The 22456-nt window shown below is 68.3% G+C and carries 18 protein-coding genes and 3 pseudogenes; 12 read left to right on the plus strand and 9 right to left on the minus strand.

The annotated features are described in order from the left end of the window. Positions 1 to 56: 56 nt before the first annotated feature. Together ACFV8T_RS00145 and ACFV8T_RS00150 are read right to left on the minus strand one after the other, a co-directional pair. Entirely contained in the window at positions 57 to 2228 is a 2172-nt protein-coding gene (locus ACFV8T_RS00145) for an NACHT domain-containing protein (protein ID WP_385322825.1), read from the minus strand. Beyond that, the gene (locus ACFV8T_RS00150) at positions 2228 to 2656 is read right to left on the minus strand and encodes a hypothetical protein (RefSeq protein WP_385322827.1); all 429 of its coding nucleotides are present in this window, start codon (positions 2654 to 2656) and stop codon (positions 2228 to 2230) included. Before ACFV8T_RS00150 ends, ACFV8T_RS00145 begins: the two co-directional genes overlap by 1 nt. A gap of 398 nt (positions 2657 to 3054) precedes the next feature. On the opposite strand from ACFV8T_RS00150, the gene ACFV8T_RS00155 reads away from it, so the two are divergent. The 3 genes and pseudogenes from ACFV8T_RS00155 to ACFV8T_RS00165 all read left to right on the plus strand — a co-directional run. Beyond that, on the plus strand, positions 3055 to 3483 hold the full coding sequence (locus tag ACFV8T_RS00155; protein WP_385322829.1) for a hypothetical protein: 429 nt from the start codon (positions 3055 to 3057) through the stop codon (positions 3481 to 3483). Between the two features lie 511 nt (positions 3484 to 3994). Beyond that, the gene (locus ACFV8T_RS00160; protein ID WP_385322831.1) at positions 3995 to 4942 is read left to right on the plus strand and encodes a recombinase family protein; all 948 of its coding nucleotides are present in this window, start codon (positions 3995 to 3997) and stop codon (positions 4940 to 4942) included. A 488-nt stretch (positions 4943 to 5430) separates the two neighbouring features. Next, positions 5431 to 5610: pseudogene (locus ACFV8T_RS00165) on the plus strand (IS5/IS1182 family transposase); the annotation flags it as partial. Here ACFV8T_RS00165 and ACFV8T_RS00170 read toward each other — a convergent pair. From ACFV8T_RS00170 to ACFV8T_RS00180, 3 genes and pseudogenes are all read right to left on the minus strand, one after another. Continuing rightward, a pseudogene (locus ACFV8T_RS00170) lies at positions 5567 to 6016 on the minus strand (hypothetical protein). The pseudogenes ACFV8T_RS00165 and ACFV8T_RS00170 overlap by 44 nt on opposite strands. After that, positions 5977 to 6366: a DUF6009 family protein gene (locus tag ACFV8T_RS00175; protein WP_385322833.1), complete on the minus strand. Its 390-nt coding sequence runs from the start codon at positions 6364 to 6366 to the stop codon at positions 5977 to 5979. Before ACFV8T_RS00175 ends, ACFV8T_RS00170 begins: the two are co-directional and overlap by 40 nt. Positions 6367 to 6514: 148 nt before the next feature. After that, the gene (locus tag ACFV8T_RS00180) at positions 6515 to 8074 is read right to left on the minus strand and encodes a phage/plasmid primase, P4 family (RefSeq protein WP_385322835.1); all 1560 of its coding nucleotides are present in this window, start codon (positions 8072 to 8074) and stop codon (positions 6515 to 6517) included. Between the two features lie 1567 nt (positions 8075 to 9641). Here ACFV8T_RS00180 and ACFV8T_RS00185 point away from each other — a divergent pair. The 6 genes from ACFV8T_RS00185 (at position 9642) to ACFV8T_RS00210 (ending at position 16430) form a co-directional block, all read left to right on the plus strand. Beyond that, a complete protein-coding gene (locus ACFV8T_RS00185; RefSeq protein WP_385322837.1) occupies positions 9642 to 10685 on the plus strand; it encodes a hypothetical protein in 1044 nt (347 codons plus the stop codon). A 40-nt stretch (positions 10686 to 10725) separates the two neighbouring features. Next, positions 10726 to 11736 (plus strand): TauD/TfdA family dioxygenase, encoded by a 1011-nt coding sequence (locus ACFV8T_RS00190; protein WP_385322839.1) that lies wholly within the window; start codon positions 10726 to 10728, stop codon positions 11734 to 11736. Positions 11737 to 12364: 628 nt separating this feature from the next. Continuing rightward, on the plus strand, positions 12365 to 13615 hold the full coding sequence (locus tag ACFV8T_RS00195) for an ATP-grasp domain-containing protein (RefSeq protein WP_385322841.1): 1251 nt from the start codon (positions 12365 to 12367) through the stop codon (positions 13613 to 13615). Next, positions 13612 to 14439: a methyltransferase domain-containing protein gene (locus ACFV8T_RS00200; protein ID WP_385322843.1), complete on the plus strand. Its 828-nt coding sequence runs from the start codon at positions 13612 to 13614 to the stop codon at positions 14437 to 14439. The genes ACFV8T_RS00195 and ACFV8T_RS00200 overlap by 4 nt, the downstream gene beginning before the upstream one ends. A gap of 9 nt (positions 14440 to 14448) precedes the next feature. Beyond that, on the plus strand, positions 14449 to 15966 hold the full coding sequence (locus tag ACFV8T_RS00205) for an FAD/NAD(P)-binding protein (protein WP_385322845.1): 1518 nt from the start codon (positions 14449 to 14451) through the stop codon (positions 15964 to 15966). Positions 15967 to 16010: 44 nt separating this feature from the next. Beyond that, positions 16011 to 16430 (plus strand): SMI1/KNR4 family protein, encoded by a 420-nt coding sequence (locus tag ACFV8T_RS00210; protein ID WP_385322847.1) that lies wholly within the window; start codon positions 16011 to 16013, stop codon positions 16428 to 16430. A gap of 235 nt (positions 16431 to 16665) precedes the next feature. On the opposite strand, the gene ACFV8T_RS00215 is transcribed toward ACFV8T_RS00210, so the two are convergent. After that, positions 16666 to 17190, minus strand: a complete 525-nt coding sequence (locus ACFV8T_RS00215; RefSeq protein ID WP_385322848.1) for a GNAT family N-acetyltransferase — start codon at positions 17188 to 17190, stop codon at positions 16666 to 16668. Positions 17191 to 17393: 203 nt separating this feature from the next. On the opposite strand from ACFV8T_RS00215, the gene ACFV8T_RS00220 reads away from it, so the two are divergent. Continuing rightward, on the plus strand, positions 17394 to 17588 hold the full coding sequence (locus tag ACFV8T_RS00220) for a hypothetical protein (protein ID WP_385322850.1): 195 nt from the start codon (positions 17394 to 17396) through the stop codon (positions 17586 to 17588). A gap of 69 nt (positions 17589 to 17657) precedes the next feature. Further along, positions 17658 to 18302, plus strand: coding sequence for a hypothetical protein (locus ACFV8T_RS00225; RefSeq protein WP_385322851.1), 645 nt, complete (start codon positions 17658 to 17660; stop codon positions 18300 to 18302). Between the two features lie 514 nt (positions 18303 to 18816). Here ACFV8T_RS00225 and ACFV8T_RS00230 read toward each other — a convergent pair. Further along, entirely contained in the window at positions 18817 to 19560 is a 744-nt protein-coding gene (locus ACFV8T_RS00230; protein ID WP_385322853.1) for an SDR family NAD(P)-dependent oxidoreductase, read from the minus strand. A gap of 359 nt (positions 19561 to 19919) precedes the next feature. Here ACFV8T_RS00230 and ACFV8T_RS00235 point away from each other — a divergent pair. Further along, positions 19920 to 20168, plus strand: a pseudogene (locus tag ACFV8T_RS00235) (hypothetical protein); the annotation flags it as partial. 452 nt (positions 20169 to 20620) lie between these two features. Here ACFV8T_RS00235 and ACFV8T_RS00240 read toward each other — a convergent pair. Beyond that, entirely contained in the window at positions 20621 to 21526 is a 906-nt protein-coding gene (locus tag ACFV8T_RS00240) for an aminoglycoside phosphotransferase family protein (protein ID WP_385322855.1), read from the minus strand. Between the two features lie 219 nt (positions 21527 to 21745). Then, entirely contained in the window at positions 21746 to 22402 is a 657-nt protein-coding gene (locus ACFV8T_RS00245; protein ID WP_385322857.1) for a class I SAM-dependent methyltransferase, read from the minus strand. Positions 22403 to 22456 lie beyond the last annotated feature (54 nt).

A 22456-nucleotide genomic window follows, 5' to 3' on the forward strand; every position in this document is an offset into this window, starting at 1 on the left:
ACTCCGGCCCGGCTGCGTCCTGGAGGGTTAGTGCTGCAGAACGGGTAGTTCCCGGATCAGGATCGGTCGTCGGCCCCGGCCTCCGCCGGACGTGCGAGGCGCTCCTGGAGGTTGGCGTGGCGGAACTGGAAGACCGCCCCGGCCTGGCGCAGGACGCCCCGCTCCTGGTGGGCGTCCTCCAGGAACGCCATCGCCCGCCAGGGCAGCCGCCCGGTCAGCGGCAGCCAGACGTGTGCGAGGACCACCCACTCGCCCCAGGCCGTCATGGAGAGGGCCGCTCCGAGACCTCCCGCGAGTGCTGTGAGGAGTGCGAACCGGATGGCCCACACCGGCTCCGCCGTGACCGGGACGCCCCAGAGGGAGCCTCCGAGAAACCCGACGATGAGCCTGCCTCCGACCATCACGGTGACTCCGGCCAGGGGTCCGAGCAGGAGTAGCTGCACGAGCACGTTGTTCCGGTCGGTGGCCAGCAGACCACGGGGCCGAACGGCGGAGTCGGTGTCGATCGGAGTCTCCAGCCAGGCCGCGAGCCCGCTCACGAGCCCGAACACGAGCCCGAACTGAGCGCCGCACACCATCCCGGCCACCAGCCCGATCTCGAACCAGCGCGGGTCGCCGACCCCCTTTTCCCACAGCCCGAACAACAGCCCGATCCCGGCTCCGCCCGCGAACCCCGCGAGGCTCCCGGTTCTGACCTGCTTGAGGACGTCCCGGACGGACCTGGTGCGCGGCGATCCGCCCCGGCCGCGGATGCCGATCCGCATCCGCGAAGGCTCCACCGCCGCCCCTACGAACGCCCGACGGACCCGGTGGGCGAGGCCGAAGAGCAGCGCGGCCGGAGGCCCGTTGATGAGGGCGTCCGCGAGCCCGACCAGGAGTCCTTTCGCGAGCCTGGCGGGGAAGCCCCAGCCGGGACGCGCCGTGAAGACGGTGACGAAGACCGTGTCCACGAGGAAGACGACCGCCCCGACGCATATCCCGGCCGCACAGCCGATCACGGTCATCCGGGCCGACGGGTGCATGGTCGTGCCCAGTTCCCACCATTTGAGGTCGGTCTGCTCGCGCTTCGTGAGGTGCCGGGCGAGATGGCCGAGCCAGCGGGCCGCCCGTTCGGCCTCCCGGGGCCCGTGCCCCCTGGCCCACCTGCGCGGCGCCCTTCGGTCGGGGTGCGGAGAATCCCGCGGATCACTCGGGTAGACCGCCGGCACGAGCGAGTCCAGCAGGTGCTGTTCGATCTTCTCGGGCGTCGGGAAGGCGTTCCGGTTCGCGAGATCGCCGGGATTCCTGTCCTGGTCCGGGTCCTCGTGGACCTTGCCGCACAGCCACAGCAGGAGCGGAACCGACAGGGCCTGGGCCGCGGGGCCGTCCGGGTCCCGGGTCACGGCATCGGTGAGCGGCCGCCAACGGTCCCGCTGTTGCGGGGTGGCGTGGTCGAGCAGATAGCCCGCGACCGCCTCCGCCGTCAGCGGCCGGCCCTCGACCACCGGGGCCGAGCGCAGCACGGGCCCCTTCTTGATCGCCTTGGCGTAGTCGTGGGTCCGACAGGTCAGCACCAGTGGCTCGTGCGCCGGGTAGCCGGAGTTGAGTTTCCGCAGGGCCAGCGGCCGTTCGGGGACGGGCAGTTCGTCCAGGCCGTCGAGCACCGGCAGGATGCGCCTGCGGTTCAGCAGATCCCGGACCGTCCTGGCGCTCAGGAACGGGTACGTATCGACGATCTGACGGATCAGCCAGGACTTCGGATGTTCTTCGGCAGGCCGCCAGGAGGCCAGCGGCAGCAGGACCGGGACCCGGTCCCCTTCCTTCATCTGCCGCAGCAGTTCGAGGACCAGCAGGACGGCCATGGTCGTCTTGCCGCTGCCGGCCCCGCCCAGGATGGTCAGGCGCCGCGGTTGCCGCTGGGAGAACGACCGGGCGAAGGAGTCCAGATCCGAGGCGCTTCCGGCCATGGGACCGCCCGTCAGGTGGTCGTGGTCGCCGAGGTTCCCGCCGTCGGTCATGCGCCACAGAACGGGGATCGGCACCGGGAACAGGTCCCGCAGCTCGGCCTCGTGGTGCCACTGCTCCCACACCAGCCCGGCCAGATGCCGCGTCGCCGACTCCACCGGATCGGGGTCCTTGGTGATGAAGTAGTTGTTCTGGACGTTATGGTCGCCCTTCACCACCGCGAGGTTGATGACGGTTCCGGGACCGAAGCCGGGCCACTGGCCTCCGGCTGCCTCAGTCGTCACTAGGACCCGAAGTGGTTGTGCTGCTCGTTGTTGTCGCCGATCTGGACGGCCGCCTTGTCGAAGGTGTTCCCGCTCACGGTGTACTTGCCCGCCCCGGGACCGGCGGCCGCCTCGGCCGTCCAGACCTGCTCGATGGCCTGTCGCAGCGCCGCGGCGAACTCGGCGTCGCGCGAGGCCGTGTACCTCAAGGCCAGCTCCAGCTGGTCCCGGGTCTCCGCGGTCGGCTCCTCCCGGCCGTCGGTCACCTCCCGCGCCACGCTCTCCAGCGCCGGCTCACGGCCCAACCGGGTGGCCACCACCTCGTGCAACCGGTCCATCCCGGCGTCCAGCGCCTGATCGACCTCCGCATCCGCCCGACCGGACACCCGCCGCGCCTTGCGCACGGCCCACGCGAAGAAGTAGCCCACCGCCAGCTCCACGCCTACCACGTTCGCCCCCTCCATCGGACACGGCCATCACGGCGACCATAACTGCGAGCACCCGGTCGCGGGGTGTGAAGCTCCAAACCGCCAGTCTCGTGAGGGTGTTCGGTGATCTGTGCCGCAGCCGACGGTTATCCGTGCACCTCAACTGGGAGGGCGGCTGGCATACGCCGGGAATGTGCTGCGGGCCGTCTGCGGTAGTGATCTGAAGCCCGCTGGCCCATCGATGAGTCACCCGTTCGTGGGCTCTTCCGACGATTCCCGGCGGGGTGGCTGGTTGGTTTCTTCCCCTGGTCATGCGCTTGCGGTGCCCGTCGACCGGCTCGGCTGCCCCCTGCTTCCTGCGAACCCGCGAAAGAAATACTGCGTCACGTACACATCCGTAGGAAAGGACATCCGCACACATGAAGAAAGCTGCCCTGCTCGCTGTCCCTCTCGCCCTCTCGTCCGGGCTCGCGCTCGCCCCTGCGGCAAGCGCCGCGCCCGACGATACGCCTGCCCTCCGGTGCGGTCAGGTCGTTGACCTCGCCCACCTCCCGCCCGGCTATGAACAGTTCTATGACGCCGTGCAGAAGCTCGCGAAGGAGCGCGGACTGCCGGGCGTGCCCAAGGCTGCCGCGATCACCTGCCGTGGCGAGAAGACTCTCAGCGGCGGCCCGATCCACGAATACACCGGGTCCGGTCCGGTCATCCTCCGGGGGGAGGGGATCTCCCCGCTCCAGGAGCACTGCGCGCAATCGCTCACCGTCGACGTCCTGCACGCCAACGGATTCCCGGCGAAGGTTGTCATCGGATCCGACTGCACGTCCGAAGGCGACCCGATCGCTTTCTGATCCGAAAATGATGGCTTCCGCACGGGCGGGGGCATCGGAATTTCAGCGCCTGCCACCGCAAGACCCGGCGGGAGTGCTCGGGCTGGTGCGAGGCCATGGCGCCGTCGCTGAGACGAAGGCATTGCGAGGAAGGCGCCCGGGGCCGCGGCACAAGCGGCGGCCCCGGGCGCCGAGGTTCAGGCGCAGGGGGCCGGCCGACAGGCCCTGCTATCCCGTCCGGCCATATCTCGGCTGACCCTCACGAACGGGTGACCCACCGGTGGGCCAGCGGGCTTCAGATCATCACCGCAGACGGCCTATGGCACGTTTCCGGCGTATTCCGGCTGCCTTCCAATCTCAGCGGCGCTCTGTCGAGCGCTTCGACACTGTCCCTACCTGTCGTCAAACGTTCCAATGACGACAGGCACCGCACGCGTCCAATGAACCAGGTGATTCGGGGGCCTGACAGTGACTCAGATCCAATGAGATCCGATGACGGTTGGCGACAGGGTTAGATGACAGGCCAGGTCCGGTGTGCCGACAGAAGCGAGGAAGAGCGTGGCCAATCTGGTCTACAAGCGGGTGTCGACCGACCAGCAGTCGACCGACCGCCCAGAACCTCGTCCTGGCCGAAGCCGAAATCGAGGACCCCATCGTCTTCGAGGAAGAGGCCGGCACCTCCAGCCGCCTCCACCCCCTTGAGCGGCCGAAGTTCGGCAATCTCCTTGCGTACGCGCGGCCGGGCGACACCCTGCACATCTCGGAGATGTTCCGCCTCGTCCGTGGCACGGGCCACATTCTCGACGTGCTCGACATCCTGCACCGCGACCGCCTCGCCCTGCGCATCCACGACGGCGCGTTCTCCGCGATGGACCTCGCCGCCCGCCACCCGCGCACCGGCGAGCTGCTCTCCACCGTGAAGTTCATGGTGCAGACCCTCGCCGCCGCCGGCGAACTCCAGCGCGACCTCCAACGCGAGCTGACCTACGACGGGCTGCGGGCCGCCGAGGCCAAGGGCAACAAGGGCGGGCGCCGACCCGCCGTCCCCACCGACAAGACCGACGACGTGCGCACCGCGTACCTGGAAGGCCGGTCCATCGCCGCCCTCGCCCGCGACCACCAGGTCAGCCGCGGCGCCATCCGCACCGCCGTCGCCGACCTCCTGCCCGAGTACACGGCCGCCGACCCGGGCGCCCCGGCCCCGGAACTGCCGGTCGCCCTCGACATGCCGGGCAAGGTCGCCGACTTCCTCCGCGCCGCCGAGCTGGAGCCCGCCGAGCGCGTCACGCTCGACCAGGGCGTGACCGTACGGCGCGGACAGGGCTACACCCTGCGCGTCACCGCCGTACCCGCGGTCCACCGCCAACTCCTCGACCGCTGCCAGCCCCTCGACGACACCGCGGCGATCCCGGCACAGCGCAAGGCCCGCCGCGAGTACGAGAACTGCGTCAACGCTCTCGGGACTCACAACGGGAGCTGAAAAGACCCACCGAGATCAAGAACTGGCAGCTTTTGGGCGTACCTCGGCGCTACCCCGGGTAGTTCCCCAAATGCCTCGGGTGACAGCGGGGTTGGCGTCGGCCTCATCCATCGCGAACAGGATCCCCAGACCGTAGTGAGACCCGTGCCCAATATGGGCCGGCGCGGGCAGGTGCACTGTGTCCAGATGCACACGTTCCCCCACCTGTGAAGCGCTGCGGCTCCGGCCCCTGGACACGGACGGCTGACGCGTCAACTCGGTGCGCAACCGGTGGATCGCCGACCGGGAGGGCGAAGTCAACTCGCCGCGACCGAGCGGCCCCGCCAGCCGCCGCAGCACCTCGGTCCGCACGCGCTCACTGCCCGGCCGCCGCCCGGCGACGGGCGGCAGCACGATGTCCCGCACCGCCTCCACGATCCGCGGATCGAGCCTGGCCCCGGGCGCTTCCCGCCGCCCGGCCCGGCCGTCCACCAGACCGGGAACTCCCTGGCTTCGTGGTGCTGCCCAAGCGGTGGATCGTCGAGCGCCTCTTCGCCCACCTGATGCGGACCCGTCGCCTGGTGCGCGATTTCGAGCGCCGCACCGCCAGTGCCGAGGCGACGGTCTACTGGTCGATGATCCTGCTCATGCCGCGCCGTCTGGCCCGGCCACACCCGGTGAGAGTGTGAACCGGCCCGGCGCCGGCTCGGCCGGCCAGCCGCGCGCGACCAGGCGTTTCGCCTTCGACCGCAGGGCTTCCACCCGCGCCGGCACCACCTCCATGCCGAACACGGCAGCCATCTCCTGGCAGGTCAGCGGATTTTGCCCGAGGCGGAGACGGTCCACGAGGGTCTACAGGATGCGCTGGTAGTCCACCGACAGCACCGACCAGGAGAAGCCCTCACGCCACACCGGCACCTGCGACTTCGGCTTCGCCGCATCCCACGGACCCGGGGCGTCCTTCGTGTCGGCGGTGCCGCCACCATCCGGAGCCAGCACCGTATCGACCCGCCTGCGAACGATCCCCCACTCCTGTCCGGGAAGACAACAACTTCTCAGGTGGCGGCAGGCACTATCTGCGCAGTGGCCTGGGATCTGGGGGTTTTTGCACCGGCCTTTCCAGGTTCGATGGTCCGGGGGTCGACGGCTTCGAGTGGTGCGCCCACCTTGTAGGGGCACTCGGGGTCGTCGGGTTGGTTGGGGCGGTCGTGTGGCAGCAGGTAGAACGTACGGCGCGCGAAGAGGCCGCTGTCGGGACGTCGTGGCGCGGTCGGCGCGAGGTTGGTGTAGCCGACGAGGCGGCCGTCGCGTTCGTAACGCGGTTTGCCCTTGCGGGTGTTGACCTTGTCCAGGGCCTGCCGGACGTAGTCGAGATCCTCTGTGCTCTCCAGCCACACGACTTCGGCTTCCTGGGCGAGATCGCCTTCCTTCGGCATCACGCTCATCGGCCCTCCTGGTTGTGTGCCGCCGGGTGTCGGCCGGCAGGTGTGGCGGTCATTCGGCTTCGCTTCTGGCGGACTGCGCGGAGCCGTTCGGCGGAGCACCGTCTATCGTACGGTCGGTCTGCTGGGGATCCCAGGGCGTAGCCACTGGTCACGAGGCTCTCCCCTCATGGGTGTCACTGTCTTCTGGGAGGAGTGCCAGGCCGGGGTACAGCTTCGTGGCGTTGTTCTTGATCATCTCGGCGGGAGAGGCCAGCCCGAGTTCCTGCCTGATGCGACTGGCGAAGGCCCGGCTCGTCGAGGGCCTGATCCCTTCGTCGGAGCACCATCGCCCGTAGGTTTCGTAGAGGAGTTTCTGTTCGACGCGTAGCTCGGGGTTGAGTTGGCCGCCTGTGCCCTTGGTGCAGTGTTCGGTGATGAAGCGGCCGATGTGGTCCTCGGTCGTCTCATAGGCGGCGGTGGCCACGCGGACGGAGGCCGGTCCGGTGAGCGGGGCACGGGTGGCGAGGTACTGGCGGCCTCCGTCGATCAGCCAGTGCAGGATGCCGGGGCCTTCGTCACGGACGAGTTCGGCGGCGAGGTTGTCGATCTTCCGCTCGTCGGGGACTCGTCGCTCGAAGGGGATGATGCGCATGCGGCGCCAGAAGGCGTGGCCGCCGGTGCCGACTTCGGGACGGTGATTGCCGAGCAGCCACAGCTTGTGCGTCGGGGTGAAGGTGAAAAAGTTCTGGCGCATGCGGCGGGCCGTGATGGTGTCGCCGCCGGTGAGTAGCTTGACGCGGGCCTCGTTGAACTTGTCGTTGGGTTTCAGTTCACTGCAGACGACGATGCGGCGGCCGTGGAGTTCGGTGAGTTCCGTGCTGTGCTCGGTGAACTTTCCCTTTTCCATGAGGAATCCGGGCGGGGCGGCGTTGGCGTAGTCGCCGAGGATCTGTGTCATCACCTCGAGCAGTACGGACTTGCCGTTCGCTCCCGAGCCGTAGAGGAAGGGCAGGATCTGTGCGCCGACGTCACCGGTGATGGAGTAGCCGAGCAGCAGGTGCAGGAAGCGTGTGGTCTCCAGGCCTTTCTCGTCGTCGCCGAAGGTGTCGCGTAAAAAGTTCTCCCATCGGGGGATCGGCATCTTCTGGGGGGCCACTATGGTGGCGCGCGAGTGCATGTCGGTGAGCGGATTTGGCTTGCGCAGTTCTCCGGTCCGCAGGTCGACGACCCCGCAAGGAGTGCACAGGGCGTAGATGTTGCCGTCGAGGACGTCGGGGTCCAGGCGCAGGCTCGGTGCGGCTTGTGCCTGGTACAGCAGGGCCTTCACACCTGAGGTGGATTCGGAGCGTTTGCGGTGAGTGGCGAGTTCGCGGGTGCTGAACCGGCCTTTGGGGTCGGTGTCGGCGAACTGCTCGGCCATATCGCCGGCTGCCCAGACTGCTGCTTCGTCACCGCCGGTCAGTTTCCAGCGGTACTGGTCCCACGAGTGCCAGCCCATGCCGACGACGTAGCGGAACTGGTCGGCGTAGAGGCGGGCGAACAGTTTCGCGTTGCCGCGGTCGGTCAGAGCGTCGGGCAGCACGACGGGAGCGCTGGGGGCAGGTGGGCAGCGGGCGTCGGTCTGTTGGGCCGGGAGGCTGGGCGTCCCGGGCAGCGCGAGGTCGAGACTTTGCTGGCGGATCTGTTCGGCAGCGCCTTCTGCGTCGAAGCGGATGGACTCGGCGCTCATGAACGTCCTCGGGGGTGGAGCGGGCGCTGGGCACCCGCGGACAGAGCAGACTTGGTGATCGTCAGGTTGCGGCGGTCTTGGAGGGGGCACGCTGACCGGGCTGTCTCCATCAGGAGGTCCTTCGCCTCATGTTCTAGCGAGGTGACTGAAGGTTCCGGCGGTGTATGCGGCCCGATTGCGCTTCTCTGTGCAACTTATGCCTTGCGGTGTTGTCGTTCAGTCGACAACCTCGGCCAACAGCGGGTCCAGGAGTCGGGGCCTTGCGCAGCGCGGCGATGGTGTGGTGGTGCAGGTACCGGCTGGCTGGGAGGCGGAGGCATGGCCGGTGCGGGTCAGTTCTGCCGCCGGCCACGCCGGCAGGGGTGCGGCGCGAGCGCCGGGCTCCTGCAAGGGGATGTACAAGCCAGCCTTCTTGGGCGCACCAGCGGGTGATCGCATGACCTTCTACGGGCGCGTCCAGGACCGTCGACGATGTCTCGGGCTGGCGGGGCAACGGCTGTGTCCTTATCGAAGATGTATCTTTTTTTGATGCTTTTGATCCCGCGGCGTGGAGCCTGGGCGGGGTTGGTCTTCACTGGGACCAACGGGACTGACGGGACCGAATTCGCCAGTTTCGTGAGAGCGTAGCCCACCAGAAGGGCGCTTCCAGAAGGGGCTTCCGCGTGTCGCGGAAGTTGAGTCCCGTCAGTCCCGTGACTCTGGCTCTGTCCACGGAGCAGGATCTGCATTTCAGTCCCGCCGGGGCGGGCATCAGTTGAGTCCCGTAGCGCATACATGCAGGTCAGCGGCGTTCCTGCTGCGCTTCACGGGGCTGACGGGACCGAGTCTGTCAGTTATGAGCTCTTCAGAGATCACATCAGTACACGTACACCCGCGCGTGTTGAGAGAGTCGTAGGCGTGGGATAACTGCAGGGACGAGTCCCGTTAGTCCCGTAGGAATGTAGCGGCACCCCTCTGAACTGGGCTTTTGCTGTGTGCGTGGATACGGGACTCAAAGCTCACGGGACTCAGGAGCCGGCCATATATGCGTGACGTATCTGCAAAACTCGATCCCGCCGGCCACGACGACCGACGCTTCTGGATAGGGCCTGCGGTTCTTCGAACTGCGGCATCACGTCGCACCCTGGCACCCGAAGCACCCCCTCCCGCGAGTCGACCGACAGCTCACGCTCTACCAGCGGTGGCTGACCGAACGGCTCGCCACCATCGAGGAACTCGGAGCTCGATACTGGTGAGCTCGCGTATTCAACTGTCGCGAGTTCACCGGGCTACCGTCCTCGATAGCTACAGAGAGTGACATTCATTCTTGTGTACTGGGAGCATTGGCGACAGTTGGATACGCGAGCTCACCAGTACGGACCTCGGACCGGAGCCCGCGGGGGCGTGCCGGGCCCGCCGCCGCGGACCTCGCCGGCCAACTCCAGTGCACCGCACAGGAATGGTCTTGTAGATCAGGTTTCGTGTGGAGTGTTCTTGGCGAAGTACTTCAACCATGGGCTTATCGCCGGTTGCCGGTCATCCTGCTGTCGCTGTTTTCCGTGAGCCCCGAGGCGGGCGGTCCGTCCCGGTGCTGGGCCCGCGGGTCGCTGCTGAGGCGCAGCGCACCGCGCGCGTGCTGGCCGGGTTGGCGACCCATGCCAGGCCTGTCGAGCGGACCGTCGCGCTGCGGCAGGCCGCCGCGGCTGCCGGTGAGTTGGTGGCCGCGCTGTCGGCTCTGGCTCCGGCCGTGGCCGGTGAGGAACTGCCGGCGGAGTCGATCAGTCAGTCCTTCTTCCGGGTCCGTGAGGTGGAGCTGTCGGATCAGCAGGCCGCCCTGCACGGTGTCCTGGTCGTCCACCGCGGTCTGGCAGATCTGTGTGAGGCTCCGCTGTCGGGTGCCGACCTGGCGCTGGAGGTGGCCGGGATGCGGCAGTCGGTGCTCGACCTCACCGGCGCAGCGCCGGGCGCCGCCCCTGACTCCTTACCGCCGGTGGCCGTCCCCGAGCCTGCTGCGGGGGCGTCGTTGGAGAGTGTGTGGAGTGCTCGGTGGCTCATCGGGCACCAGGTCCATGTCCTGTTCAACGTCTGCGCCGCGGTCGCCGTGGCCGACGCCACCCGCTATCTGCGGCACGGCGACGGCGATGCCGCTCTGCTGCGGCTGGCAGATGCGACGGTGTACGTGCGGGGCTTCCCGGCAGCCATGACCCACGCCAGTACGGTCCCGGCCGATTACTACATGGCGGCGATACGCCACACCATGGCGCCTCCGTCGGTGGACGTCCCGTTGAGCGGGCGCCAACATCGCGGATACAAGCTGTTCCGGGCGGCGATGAAGGACCTGCTGTCGGTGCTTCCCGACTCCTACGAGCAGTTGGCGGCCCGCGCCCCGGAGCTGGCCGAGGCACGGGGCGCTCTTCTGGAAGCCGACATCGTGGACGGTGAGCGGCACGTCACCCTCGCGTACTCGATGGTGCACCTGCATCGTTCCATCGCTCAGAAACCAGAAGGCCCCGACAACGCCGTCGCCGAACTACGGCACATGCGCCATCGCCGCGCAGCCCAGTACGCCTCCCTGATCCGATTCGGGGACCACTACATCGCCGACGCCGTGGCCGGCCTGCGCCACTCGTGAGTCCGTGCGTCCGCCGCCCACCCCCCGGCAGGAGACCCTGATGTCCAAGACGACGCCCGACACCACCCAAAGCTCTGCCGTCGCCGCCGACTGGGCACTTGACCCGGCCGATGCCGGCGCGTGCGAGCGGCTGGCCCGCACCCTGTGCACCGGCGTGCACGACCAGGTCGACAACCCCGAGTGGGTGGCAGGGGCCCGGGACGCCTGGGAGGACCTTCCGTTCCCGCTGCGCCGCGAGGTGCGCCGGTTTCGAAGGCACTCCGGCCCGCACGGCACACTGGTGATCGGCGGCCTGCCCATCGATCAGGCAGCCCTGCCCGCGACACCGGCCGTACCCGGCTCGGTCCAGCGCCAGGCCACCATCCCGGCCGCGGTGCTCACCATGGTGGCCTGCGGGCTCGGCGAGCCTCTCGCCTACCGGGCTGAGAAATCCGGTGCCCTCGTGCAGGACGTCGTGCCCGTGCCCGGACAGGAGACCTTCCACGGCAACGCCGGATCGGTGCCACTGTCCTTCCACACCGAGAACGGCTTCCACCCCCACCCACCCGACTATGTGATCTTCCTGTGCCTGCGCGCCGACCACGACCAGATCGCCGGCATGCGCGTCGCCGGCATCCGCCAGGCGCTGCCGCTTCTCACCCCAGCCAGCCGCCAGGCCCTGTTCGCACCGGAGTTCATCACCACACCACCCCCCTCCTTCGGCCCCGCCACCGCCGCGGGCGAACCCGACGTCAAGCCCCGACCGGTGCTGTCGGGAGCGGTCGAGGATCCCGACATACGCATGGCCCAACTCGTCACCACCCCTCTCACCCCTCGGGCCACCGCGGCGCTGACCGAATTCGGCCGCGCCTGCGAGGCGACCGCCCGCACCCTGCGCCTGACACCCGGCGACCTGGTCATCATCGACAACCGCGTCACCGTCCACGGCCGCACCGCCTTCCACCCCCGTTACGACGGAGCAGACCGCTGGCTGCAACGCACCTACGTCACCACCGACCTGCGCCGCTCCCGCGACCACCGCCCCCACGACGGCCACATACTCGCCCGCTGAGGACGCCCCGGGTCCGTGGGATGCGGCGAAGCCGAAGTCGCAGGTCGCCCCGCACCGCCGGCCTCGACATGAACGTCGCCGCGCAGCCGCACCTGGGCATCCTGGTCCCCCACCTCGCCTACACCGGCCCGAGCGCGGTCACCTCCGCCACCGTGAAGGCATCCCTGCCCCTGGGCGCCTCCGCGACCCTGCCCGCCGGGTGCTCCACCAGTACCGGGACGGAGATCACCTACGGGGATTCAGCAGGTCGGCGCAGGATCGAAAGTCAAGGGAGCGTTTCCGGCCTGTTCCATGGCTTGTTGGATGATTTGCCGAATCGGCTTCTTCTATCGCTCCTAGCCTGTGATCTGCTGCGGTCGAGTGGCCGCAGAGCGTCGCAGCCCCGGGAGGTATCGGTGTCGGGCCAGAGGCGGGTCGACGGAGCTGGACCGGTTGGAGCGGCTGCGGAGTCTCTTGTCCGGGGCGCCCGCGCTGGGTGCCTGGTGCGCTTCGCGCTTTCTGGCACGGGGCTGATGCCGCGTCGCCCGTTGCCGGCCACCCCGGAAGGGCCACACCCACACCCCCCGCCTGGGCAGCTACCGCTGAGGCGAACAGTGCTTCCATCACCCTCGTAAGCAAGAGGACCACCATGATCGCTTTGGTCGACCCCCTTTCCAGCGGCGTCTTCCTCTCCTCCGCCCTCAGGGAACGTGGCCAGGACCGCGTACACGTTTACGAGAATCGCTTCTCAGGAACAGCCAGAAGCGACGCGAGCGCGCCTGTCCTGATCGCCAGTGAAAACACGGCGGACACGGTAGCCGCACTGCGCCACCGGGGTGTCCGGCACGTCGTTCCTGGCAGCGAGTTCGGCGTCGCGTTGGCCCATGACCTTGCAGCGGCCCTGGGCCTGCCGCGCAACGAGGACGATACGGCCGCCGCGCGGCGGGACAAGGCTCTGATGGGCGAAGCCCTACGGAGGGCCGGCGTGCCCTGCGCGGGGCAGGCCGTGGTGGGAACGGTGGACGACCTGACCAGGGCACTGCGGCGCCTTGGGCTTCCTGCGGTCGTGAAGCCCAGCCAGAGCTCCGGCAGCGACGGCTGCAGGGTGTGCTGGACGGAAACGGCAGCGGTGGCACACTTCCTGGACATTCACCGACAGATGAACCTCGTGGGCCTGCCGAACGACAAGATTTTCGTACAGGAGTATCTGCCGGGCGAGCAGTACGTGGTGACGACGGTGAGTCTGGACGGTCGGCATGTGGTGTGTGAGGTGGCACGAAATGTCATCGAGGAGCTCGACGGCCTTCCTGTGCGCCGGTACAACGTCAGCTGCCCAAGCCTTGGGGCAGCCGAGCGGGAAGTGGTGTCCTACACCCTCGACTGCCTGGACGCTCTGGGTATTCGCAATGGCGCGGCCAATGCGGACGTGCGCCTCACCTGTGACGGCCCGCGCCTCGTCGAGGTCAATGCGCGCATCCTGGGGCCAGTGCTCCACCCCGATCCGTACTTCGCCGCGTTCGGCAGCAGCCAGCAGCACTTACTGGCAGAGAGCCTCGGCGACCCAGCGTCGTTCAAGGCCCGCTTCTCCCACGCCTACGCTCCGCCGCAGGTGATGGGCAAGGCGTTCGTGCGTTGCTGGGAGACCGGAGTCCTGGCGGCGGTGCCAGGACTGTCATCCGTACGCCGGCTCCCGGGTTTCCACAGCGTGCAGGGACTGCCGTGCGTCGGGCAAGCGATCCAGAAGAGCACCCTGACCAAGGGCAAGACGGGGATCGTCTACTTCGTCCATCCCGAGGAGTCCGTGGTCCGGCAGTCTCTTGAGGCGCTGAGCAGACTGGAGGACGAAGGGGCCCTTTTCCGCGTCACGCCTGCACCGACCACGGGAAGTGGCTGTACATGAACGACGTGTTCTCCTCGCTGGCCACGTGTGACAGCGAGACCACGCAGCAGGTTGCATCAGTACTGCACTCCCGCAGGCAGGACCCGGATCAGTACCAGATGCTGCAGCGTTTCCTCACGGCCGTCGATGTCACCGCCGGGCCGCTGCTGGAGATCGGCTGTGGTTCCGGTGAACTTCTCGCCGACCTCTGCGACCGGGCGCGTACCGCCACAGTTGTCGGCATCGACCACAGCGTCGACCTGTTGAGGATGGCTGGCCAATCGGACGGAACAGCGGGGAACCTCAGGCTCCTGGCAGCCGACGCGCATCGGCTGCCGTTCGCCGATGAGTCGTTCCCGACGGTCCTCATGTACACGCTGCTCAGCCACACTCCGGACATCCGCTCGGTGCTCCAAGAGGCACACAGGGTGTGCCGCCAGGGAGGGCAGATCGCCGTACTCGACGGCGACTACGCATCGACGGACTTCTCGCTGGGCCCGCACGATCCGCTGAACGCTTGCGTGGCCGCCTGGCGTGCACAGTACGTCGTGAACACGCACGAATTGCGATCCCTCCCGCGCCTGCTGGAGGCGGCAGGCTTCCAGCTCACGCAGGCAGGTGCCCATACCTACACAGCTGCGCACTCGGCCTACGCGTACACCATCATCGACCGAGGCGTAGACACGATGCTCGACAGCGGGACGATCGGCAAAGACCTGGCCCGCTCGCTGAAGGACGAAGCGCGGCGCAGGGCACAGGACGAAGGGTTCGTCGGCAGCATCACCTACCGCTTCGCGCTGGCTCGCAGGCAGCCATCCGCCAGTACGTCGCCCCCGAGAGCTTAGGAGCTGCGCATGCGTATCTGCATTGTGGGCGGGGGCACGGCCGCGGCATGTCTCGTCATGGCGCTCGCCCGCGCACTCGGCTCTCGAAACGTTGACCTCGTGATCGTGGAGCCCTCGGACCAGCTGTGGCGCGGCAGGGCGTACCGGATGGACCGTGACGAGATCGTGGTGAACGCCCCACCCACCATGATGACGCTGGACCCAAACGATCCGGAGCACGCACAGCGGTGGCTCGCCCGTCACCACGACGGGAGCTGTGCTCCCAACTTGTGGACGCAGGAGATCTTCCCACCGCGGCACGTCTACGGCCGCTACCTAGAGGAAACTCTCTCCCAGACCCTGGACGGCCTGACGGGCGCCGGCTGGCGTGTCACGTGGCTGCGCCGACGCGTCGTGAGTGTCGCGCCCGACGGTGACAAGGCACTGGTGGGCCTGGAGGACGGGGCCACCATCCCGTGCGACTACGCGGTGCTGTGCGTCGGAGACCCGTCCGGTTACGACCCCTACAAACTCGCTGGTCACCCGTCCTACATCACGCGGCCCTATCCCGTGGCATCCACTCTTGACACCGTTCATCCGTCGGCCTCCGTGGCCGTCATCGGCTGCGGGCTCACCGCTGTCGACGCCGTCCTGGGGCTGCGGGCCCAAGGGCATCAGGGGCGGATCACACTGCTTTCGCGGGACGGCATCCTGGCTGCCGTGCGCCGCCCACGACAGGTCGGGCGGCCGACGGTGATGACCCCAGAGATCGTCCGGGACCGGCTTGAGCGCTCGTCCTCACCTCTTCGGCTGTCGATGGTGGCCGCTCTGGCCCGGGCAGAAGCACTCCGCGCCGGGGCCACGCCAGGGCAGATCGCCGCCGAGACGTCCATGGCGGACTGGGGGTTGAGCCGTGTACGCCGACAACTCGCCGACCGGGAACACGTACGGGACATCGACTGGCTCCAGGTCACCACCTGGGCTCTGATCACCACCGTGCACTATTGGTGGCCGACTCTGCCCCGCAGCGATCGGCAGCAGTTCTTCCGCCGCTACCACCGACTGTGGGCCAGCTTCACTTCCCCCATGCCCGCCGCGACCGCTGGCACACTCCTTGAGATGGCCGACAACGGTCAATTGCAAGTCCTACGCGGCCTTGAGAAAGTCACGCCCGCGAAGCAGGGGTTCCGGGTCACAGCGCAACACCACACGGTGGAAGCCGATGTCGTGATCGCCGCCGCAACCGCGGCACCGACGGCCCACCCAGCCACGTCCCATGAGCTGATGGACTCGCTGATCCGTAACGGGTGCGGACAACGGCACCCGGACGGTGGCTTGCGCGTGCAGCCGGAAACCGGACGGCTCATCGACCGGAGCGGTAGGCCCCAGCGGTCGCTTCTTGCCCTGGGCTACCTCACGAGCGGCACCCACTACTACATGTCCGGCGTACCGATGCTCGTATGGCGCAGCGAAGCGATCGCCACGGCGATCACCACCGATTCCTCAACCAGCGTGGCATCGGCCTCACCAGGTCTGCTTAACTCCTGACCACACGATTCAGCTTGTCCTACGGTTCTGGCTAGGATCACGGCGTGCCCTTCCAACCCGCGCTGCTGAACCGTTTGGAGCGCGCCGTCCGGCGCTACGGTGCCGGGACGCCGACCGACCGGGCGGAACTCGCATCCTCGATCTCCCCTCTCGGGGTCGGTCTCGACCCGGACTACGCCGAGTTCGTCGAGCGTTTCGGGGGTTGCTATGTCGGCGTCCCGGTGTACGGACTGCGGAACTCGGACCTGCTGGAGCGTGTGAGCGTCGTAGACCTCACCCTGCGCTTTCGCCGCGACGGGTGGCCCGGCACCGACCGGGGACTGGTCGTGTCCTTCGACCTCGCAGGCAACCCCCTCGTGCTCGCCCCTGGTGGTCCCGTGACGAGCTACGACCACGACGCGGGGCGTGCGTGTGAGCTCGCCCCGGGATTCGCGGCGCTGCTCGACCAGCACGCCGAGGACTGAACAGCCTCTGCCTGCGGACCCCGAGCTGCACCGGGACGGTTCGCGAGCTTCGAACCCGTGCGTCGCGCCGTGCGTGCCGAGGCCCCGCCCGTACGCGGTTTCGGGTGTCGCCGGTGGTTTGTGATCCGGAGGACCCCCACCCGAAGCAGAGGACCACCCGCCTCCCGGCCGTGGGCTCCCTGACTCGATCAGTGCCGTTGCCGCAAGGCCAGGCGGATGATCCGCAGGAAACACCCTAGTCGCCGAGGACCCGCTCCCACAGCAGCCCGTCCCGCCAGCTCCCGTCGAGAAGGATCGAGGAGTGCGCGACGCCGTACGGGCTGAACCCGTTGCGGCGCAGCACCCGCTGCGACGGCAGATTCTCCAGATTGGTGGACGCCTCGGCGCGGTGCAACCCGAGTTCGTCCGTCATCACCCGGAGTACAAGCCCGACGGCGTGCCCGGCGTGCCCTTGATTCTGGGCGACGCCGGCGATCCAGTATCCGACGGAGCCGCGGCGCAGGTGGGGCTGCGGCAGGATGCCTCCGACGGTGACCTGCCCGATCACCTGGTCGTCGGCGAGCACCACGCCCGGCCAGACCGCGCCGGCCCGGTATCCGGCCAGCAGGCTGTCGATCCGCTCCGCCTGGCCCTCCGGGGTGAAGAAGTCGGCCGGCTGGTCCGGTTCCCACGGCCGGAAAGCCTCGAAGTCCCGCAGCCGATGCGCGGCTATCGGGGCGGCGTCGGTGGGCTCGATCAGGCGGATCCTGGTGCTGCGCATGGGCTGATCCTCGTCGCGGTGCGTCGGATGAGACGGCCAGCCTATGCAAGGGTGCCTGCGCCGCCGCACCCTACGCCCGCCGGACAGTCCAGATACCGGGTGTCGGGCTGGTACTGATGCGGGCTGCTCCGGAGGAACTCCAAGCCGAGCAGCGCATGCGCACGTTCAAGCACCCGCCTCTGCGGCAAGGCGACCGCGCAGGCATGGGACCGGCTGCACCCGCGACTGACCCGCCGGACGGCCAGTGGACCGAGGAGACCGTCGACGGCCGTATCCGGTTCAGGAACCGCCGGACCGGCCAGTACATGCACACGGAAGGCGCCACCGGATCCGTCCAGTACGGCTCCGTACCGGCGACGTACTGGACCAGCCAGTGGACTCGCGAACCCGCTCTCTGATCACCTGCTGAACATCCGGGCGCGCCCTGCCGAGGGGCGCGCCCGCCTCCCCTCCCAGGAGCGAACCCGATGCGCCACCTCACAGCCGCCCTCACTGCCGCCCTGGTCCTCATGCTGAGCGGCTGCGACTCCGCACCAGGCGACACCCCGACCTCCGCGACCTCCACCGACGGGTCCTCGCAGGGTGGTCCGCCCACCGGGTCGGCAGGCAGGTCGCTGTGGTCGCTCATCGGCGACAAGGGCGAAACCATCCAGACGCTGCCCGACGACGACCCGGATGTCGTGGCAGTGCGCAAGGCAGTCGCCCTGCATTCCGGAACCACGGACAATCGTGACCACCGGTCCGTCACCGACAGCACCGACGCCGAATTCGCCTTCTACTCGCCCGAGTTCGTCAAGGCCCTCAAGCGGCAGGGGTACGCTGCACAGCTGGCCTCCCTCTTCCGCGACAACAAGGTGACCACGCGCCAGGTGAAGACGGCCTGGTACCGCTCCACGCTCTACAAGGACCGGGCGACGGCCAAGGCCGAAATGGACACGGTGATCGAGTTCACGGCCGCCGCTCCCGGCTATCTGAAGAAGGGCGGCTTCGCCCTCAACACGCCGTACACCCAGCACCGCACCATCAGCCTTGCCAAGCAGGACGGCCGGTGGAGGATCACGGCGATCCAGAAGACTCCCCTGACGAAGGACACCTCCCGTCCGACGCCCTGATGGCTGCGGAGGTCTTCGGTGTCGATGACGTGGTACCGCAACAGCGGCGCTGCGGGCCGGGGTGGAGTTGGGGGGATCTGGCCCGGTGGGCGCGCCTGCCTGCTGATGTCCCGGCCGAGGTACTCGCGAACCACAACGAGCGGCCTGGTATCGAGCGGTGAGCAATCGAGCGGTGGGCACGTGTCCGGCGGCGCAGCGGATACGGTCCGCGGGCAGCAACGTCGTCCACCTCTTAGGCCGTGTCGTCGCGGGGCGCTGGACGGCCTATCAGTCAAAGCCACACGTTCGACATGAGCGCTTTCAGCCACACCCAGGCCCCTGGGTCTCCCGATCGTACGAAGGACCGGAATCAACCCGCCAACAGGGTAAGGAGCGCTTCACCTGGTGGCTCTCGCCGCTGAGGTGCACCCCCGCCAGGAGCCCCGACCGACGGTTCCTGAGAGGGCCGCCGTGCGTGATGGTTTCCTCGGACAGGGGGCCTGTCAGTGGGGCCGCCCAGTGTGGGAGCCAGGGGTCAGATGGCGGTGCGGCCGCCATCGACGGCGACGGTCGCGCCGGTGACGTAGCTGGCCTTCGACGAGGCGAGGAAAGCGACGACCTCGGCAATCTCGGCAGGCTCGGCCACGCGCTTCATCGCTGTGGTTTCGGCGATCGAGTCGAACAGCTCGCGGGCCGCGCCCCGGGTGTAGACCGGGCCGGGGGCAACGGTGTTGAAGCGGACGCCACGGCCGCTGTACTCGGCCGTCCAGCTCTGCGTCAGTGATGCCAGCGCGGCCTTGGTCGCGCCGTACGCGGCAGCATTGGCCAAGCCGAGGCTGCCGGCCATGCTGCCGATGTTGATCACGCTTCCCGATCCCTTCGCCGCCATCGCCGGGACGAACGCGGCCACGAGGAAGAACGCCGCGCGGACATTGCCGGCGAACATCGCGTCGTAGTCGGAGATCTTCATCTCCTCGGTCGGTGCCCAGACGGCATGTCCGGCGTTGTTGACCAGGACGTCGATCCCGCCGACCTCTGCGGCGAGCCGGTCGATGCCGACCGGGTCCTCCAGGTTCGCCGCGACGAATCGGGCGTGGCCGCCGGCTGTGGTGATCTCGTCGACGGTCTCGGCGCCGCGCTGGGCGTTGCGGCCGGCCACGACGACGGACATTCCGTCGGCGGCCAGCCGCTTGGCAACCGCCCGGCCGATGCCGGACGTGGCCCCGGTGACCAGGGCAGTGAGGGGGTGCGGGTCGAGGTTTGCGCGCTCCGCGGACATGGGGATGCACCTTTCGGCTGGCCGGGGCAGCGCACGCCCGACAGGCGTGAGCCCCGATGCGCGGCCCCGTGGGTCCTACCCTCCACTGTCCCTGCCACCGCGGGCTCCAGCACCTGCGGCTACTCCGTCTTGGGGTAGTGCCGCACAGCCGTCTTCGCGGTCTTCTCGACCTCGTACCGTTGGGATGCAGACCGCCCCCCTCGCGCCATACCCGCCACCGGTGCCGCCTGAGCGGCGGGCTTCCCAGCCCACTCCCACCTGCCGGAAGGAAACCATCCGCGGCGGCAAACGATGGCCCACCGGTCGCCCGGCAGCCATCTTGCCCGCCAGCTCCGACGCTCAGCCCTGCCGGCTCAAGCTGGATCCGCCTGCGGACCAAGAATCCGTTCGAGTCGGCCTTCGCAGCGGTCAGGATGCGGACCAAGGAAACCAAGGAAACCAAGGCAACCAAGGCAACCAAGGGTGCCGGGTCCCGAGCGGCCGCCCTGGCGAGGGTCTTCAAGCTCGTCGAGTCCGCCCAGGCCCGCCGGCGAGCCGTGAACGCACCCCACCTCGCCGCCCTCGTCCGGGCCGGAGCCCGCTTCGAACGCGGCAAACTCGTCGACCGCCTCACCGTCGGCGGCGACATCATCGAGACCGGCACCGACTCCTACCGACTCGCCACCACCCGAGCACCAGGCCTCAGCCGGCCGATCGCGGTCACGCCCCCTGTGGTGGTGTGACCGCGCCCCACCGACTCACCGGACGGCATACCCGTGCCGCAGCGGGCCGCCAGCCTGATCGAGCACCTCTGCCACGACTGTGGTGAAGACCTTTCGCCGCCACCACCAACGACGCGACGCACCGTCCACCCGCACGTTGGGGCAGGATCCATTGCACCGGGACACATCTCCGTAGCCCTCAGGACGGCACTGACGGTGGCGTGGTGGTCAAGCTCGGCGCGTGACTCGACAACGTCCGGAAACGGGCCGGGAAGCTCGCTGGGTGGCGCCGGGCGGATCCGGCTGCGAGCACGGTGCCGGGGGCGTGGATGCCGAGGGTTTCGAGGAAGGCAAACAGGTCACGCGGGCGATCTGTCCGCCAGGACACGTTCCAAGGACCGTTGACCCATCCGACTCATGGCCGGGTTGCTTTCGACGTAGTACCAGACCAACCCCATCGCTTGAACGAAAGCCCACGCCTTGCCCCGCTCCCACTCAAGGTCGTCGCAACCCAGGTGATCACGGAGCACCCGCCGCGGCCCAGCCTTGAGCAAATGCCACGCGCTCACCAGATCCAGAGAAGGGTCAGCCGGCCCGAAGCCGCCGACGTCAAGAATTCCCGCAAGCCGACCGGCGGACACGAGCACGTTGCCCGGAATCAGATCACCATGGGCCATGACGTCCTCAGCTGCACCTCGCGGCAGATCGCGCAATGTTGCCCAGATGCGGCGAAGCCGAGGGACATCCATAAGTTGCTCACTGTGCCTGAAACAGGTCTCCATCCATGCGTCATGGGATTGCATGGCGCCTCCCCGACCCGCGCCGGCAAACGTGCGGCCACGCGTGTCGATCGCGCGCAGATCGCCGATGAGATCGGCCAAGTCTCGGGCAAACGCAAACGATTCCCCCGGGTCCTCATTGACGGCCACGATCCCGGGCAGCCACGTCTGCACCGACCACGGAAGCGGGTAGCCTGCCCCGGGTTCACCAAGCGCGACCGGCTCGGGCGTAGGGAAACGCGTGCGGCCTACCAGCTCGCGAGCCGCTTCCACTTCGGCCTCCAGCCGGCGCCGCGTCGACTCGACGTCCGCGGACTCAAGAGGAAATCGAGCGGCGAACCGATCGCCGATGCGGAAGATGGCGTTGACCGTGCCCTGCCCAGCGATGCTCCTGACCGGCAGGCTCCGCCACTCAGGAAACTGCTGGTCCACCAACGTGCGCACCGTCTCGGGTGACACCGTCAGCTGGTTTGCGTGCATCTTCATGGTGGAAGCATCCGCGTCACGATCTTCACCAGCAACCCGCTTTCTCGTCGCGCAACCTGACCGTTGCGTCGAGGGCAGCCTCGTGTCCGCGTGGATGGAAAGAGCTGCGCTGAGCGATCGGGATCGGCATCGGCATCGGCATCGGCATCGGCATCGGCAGCACAAGAGGACTTCCGCGCGGTGCCTTTGGCCCCCAGGCCAAGCCGTGAGGCCGACCGCCTACTGTTGGTGCCAGACCAGCGTGTAGCGCCAGAACAGTCGCCGGCGCAGCCGTGCGCCGGGTAGCGCCTGGCGGGCGTCGCGAACGATGTCTGCAAAGGTCATGGTCGCCGGTCGGGTCGGGGCGGTCATCGAGGCTGGTCGCGGCGCCTTGCGCCCCTTGTTCTTGATCCAGGCCATGGCGACATTCGACGGAATGGCGACGGCATCGATCAGGTAATCGCTCCGAGACTGCGGGCGGGAGAGGCCGACGACGACCAGAGTTCCGCCGGGCGCCAGGTGCTGTCGGAAGCGGGTGAGGGCGTTGCTGAACGACATGTGGTGGATGGTGGCGACACATGTGATGACGTCGTAGGCGCCAGGCGGTACCTCCTTCAGTGCGTCTCCGACAGAGAAGGTCACCGGGGCTGCCGGGGCTGTGAGCTCCCGCGCGCGAGCGACAATGGTGGGGTCCACGTCGATACCGTGCACTGCTTGGGCCCGTGAGGCCAGGAGCCTGGCGAGGTCACCGCTGCCTGATCCGACGTCCAGAGCGCTGTTGAAACGTCTGGGGAGCCGGCGCAGGATCCATCGGTGGTAGTGGGCGTTGTGATCCCAGGGGTGGGTAGCATGGAACTGCTCAAGTGCTCGCATGATGCGGGGCAGCGGTGTCGTCATGACGTGAGTCCATCAGAGCCTCAGCCGTCTGCGAACCCCGGCCGAGACAGATGG

Source organism: Streptomyces sp. NPDC059832, from assembly GCF_042731715.1.
In the GTDB taxonomy this organism is placed as follows: domain Bacteria; phylum Actinomycetota; class Actinomycetes; order Streptomycetales; family Streptomycetaceae; genus Streptomyces.

What these genes read in the sequence shown, in the direction of transcription:
- ACFV8T_RS00155 (WP_385322829.1), top strand. Translation starts at nt 3,055, where the DNA reads ATGAAGAAAGCTGCCCTGCTCGCTGTCCCTCTCGCCCTCTCGTCCGGG.
- ACFV8T_RS00175 (WP_385322833.1), bottom strand. Translation starts at nt 6,366, where the DNA reads ATGAGCGTGATGCCGAAGGAAGGCGATCTCGCCCAGGAAGCCGAAGTC.
- ACFV8T_RS00180 (WP_385322835.1), bottom strand. Translation starts at nt 8,074, where the DNA reads ATGAGCGCCGAGTCCATCCGCTTCGACGCAGAAGGCGCTGCCGAACAG.
- ACFV8T_RS00190 (WP_385322839.1), top strand. Translation starts at nt 10,726, where the DNA reads ATGTCCAAGACGACGCCCGACACCACCCAAAGCTCTGCCGTCGCCGCC.
- ACFV8T_RS00195 (WP_385322841.1), top strand. Translation starts at nt 12,365, where the DNA reads ATGATCGCTTTGGTCGACCCCCTTTCCAGCGGCGTCTTCCTCTCCTCC.
- ACFV8T_RS00200 (WP_385322843.1), top strand. Translation starts at nt 13,612, where the DNA reads ATGAACGACGTGTTCTCCTCGCTGGCCACGTGTGACAGCGAGACCACG.
- ACFV8T_RS00205 (WP_385322845.1), top strand. Translation starts at nt 14,449, where the DNA reads ATGCGTATCTGCATTGTGGGCGGGGGCACGGCCGCGGCATGTCTCGTC.
- ACFV8T_RS00215 (WP_385322848.1), bottom strand. Translation starts at nt 17,190, where the DNA reads ATGCGCAGCACCAGGATCCGCCTGATCGAGCCCACCGACGCCGCCCCG.
- ACFV8T_RS00220 (WP_385322850.1), top strand. Translation starts at nt 17,394, where the DNA reads ATGGGACCGGCTGCACCCGCGACTGACCCGCCGGACGGCCAGTGGACC.
- ACFV8T_RS00225 (WP_385322851.1), top strand. Translation starts at nt 17,658, where the DNA reads ATGCGCCACCTCACAGCCGCCCTCACTGCCGCCCTGGTCCTCATGCTG.
- ACFV8T_RS00230 (WP_385322853.1), bottom strand. Translation starts at nt 19,560, where the DNA reads ATGTCCGCGGAGCGCGCAAACCTCGACCCGCACCCCCTCACTGCCCTG.
- ACFV8T_RS00240 (WP_385322855.1), bottom strand. Translation starts at nt 21,526, where the DNA reads ATGAAGATGCACGCAAACCAGCTGACGGTGTCACCCGAGACGGTGCGC.
- ACFV8T_RS00245 (WP_385322857.1), bottom strand. Translation starts at nt 22,402, where the DNA reads ATGACGACACCGCTGCCCCGCATCATGCGAGCACTTGAGCAGTTCCAT.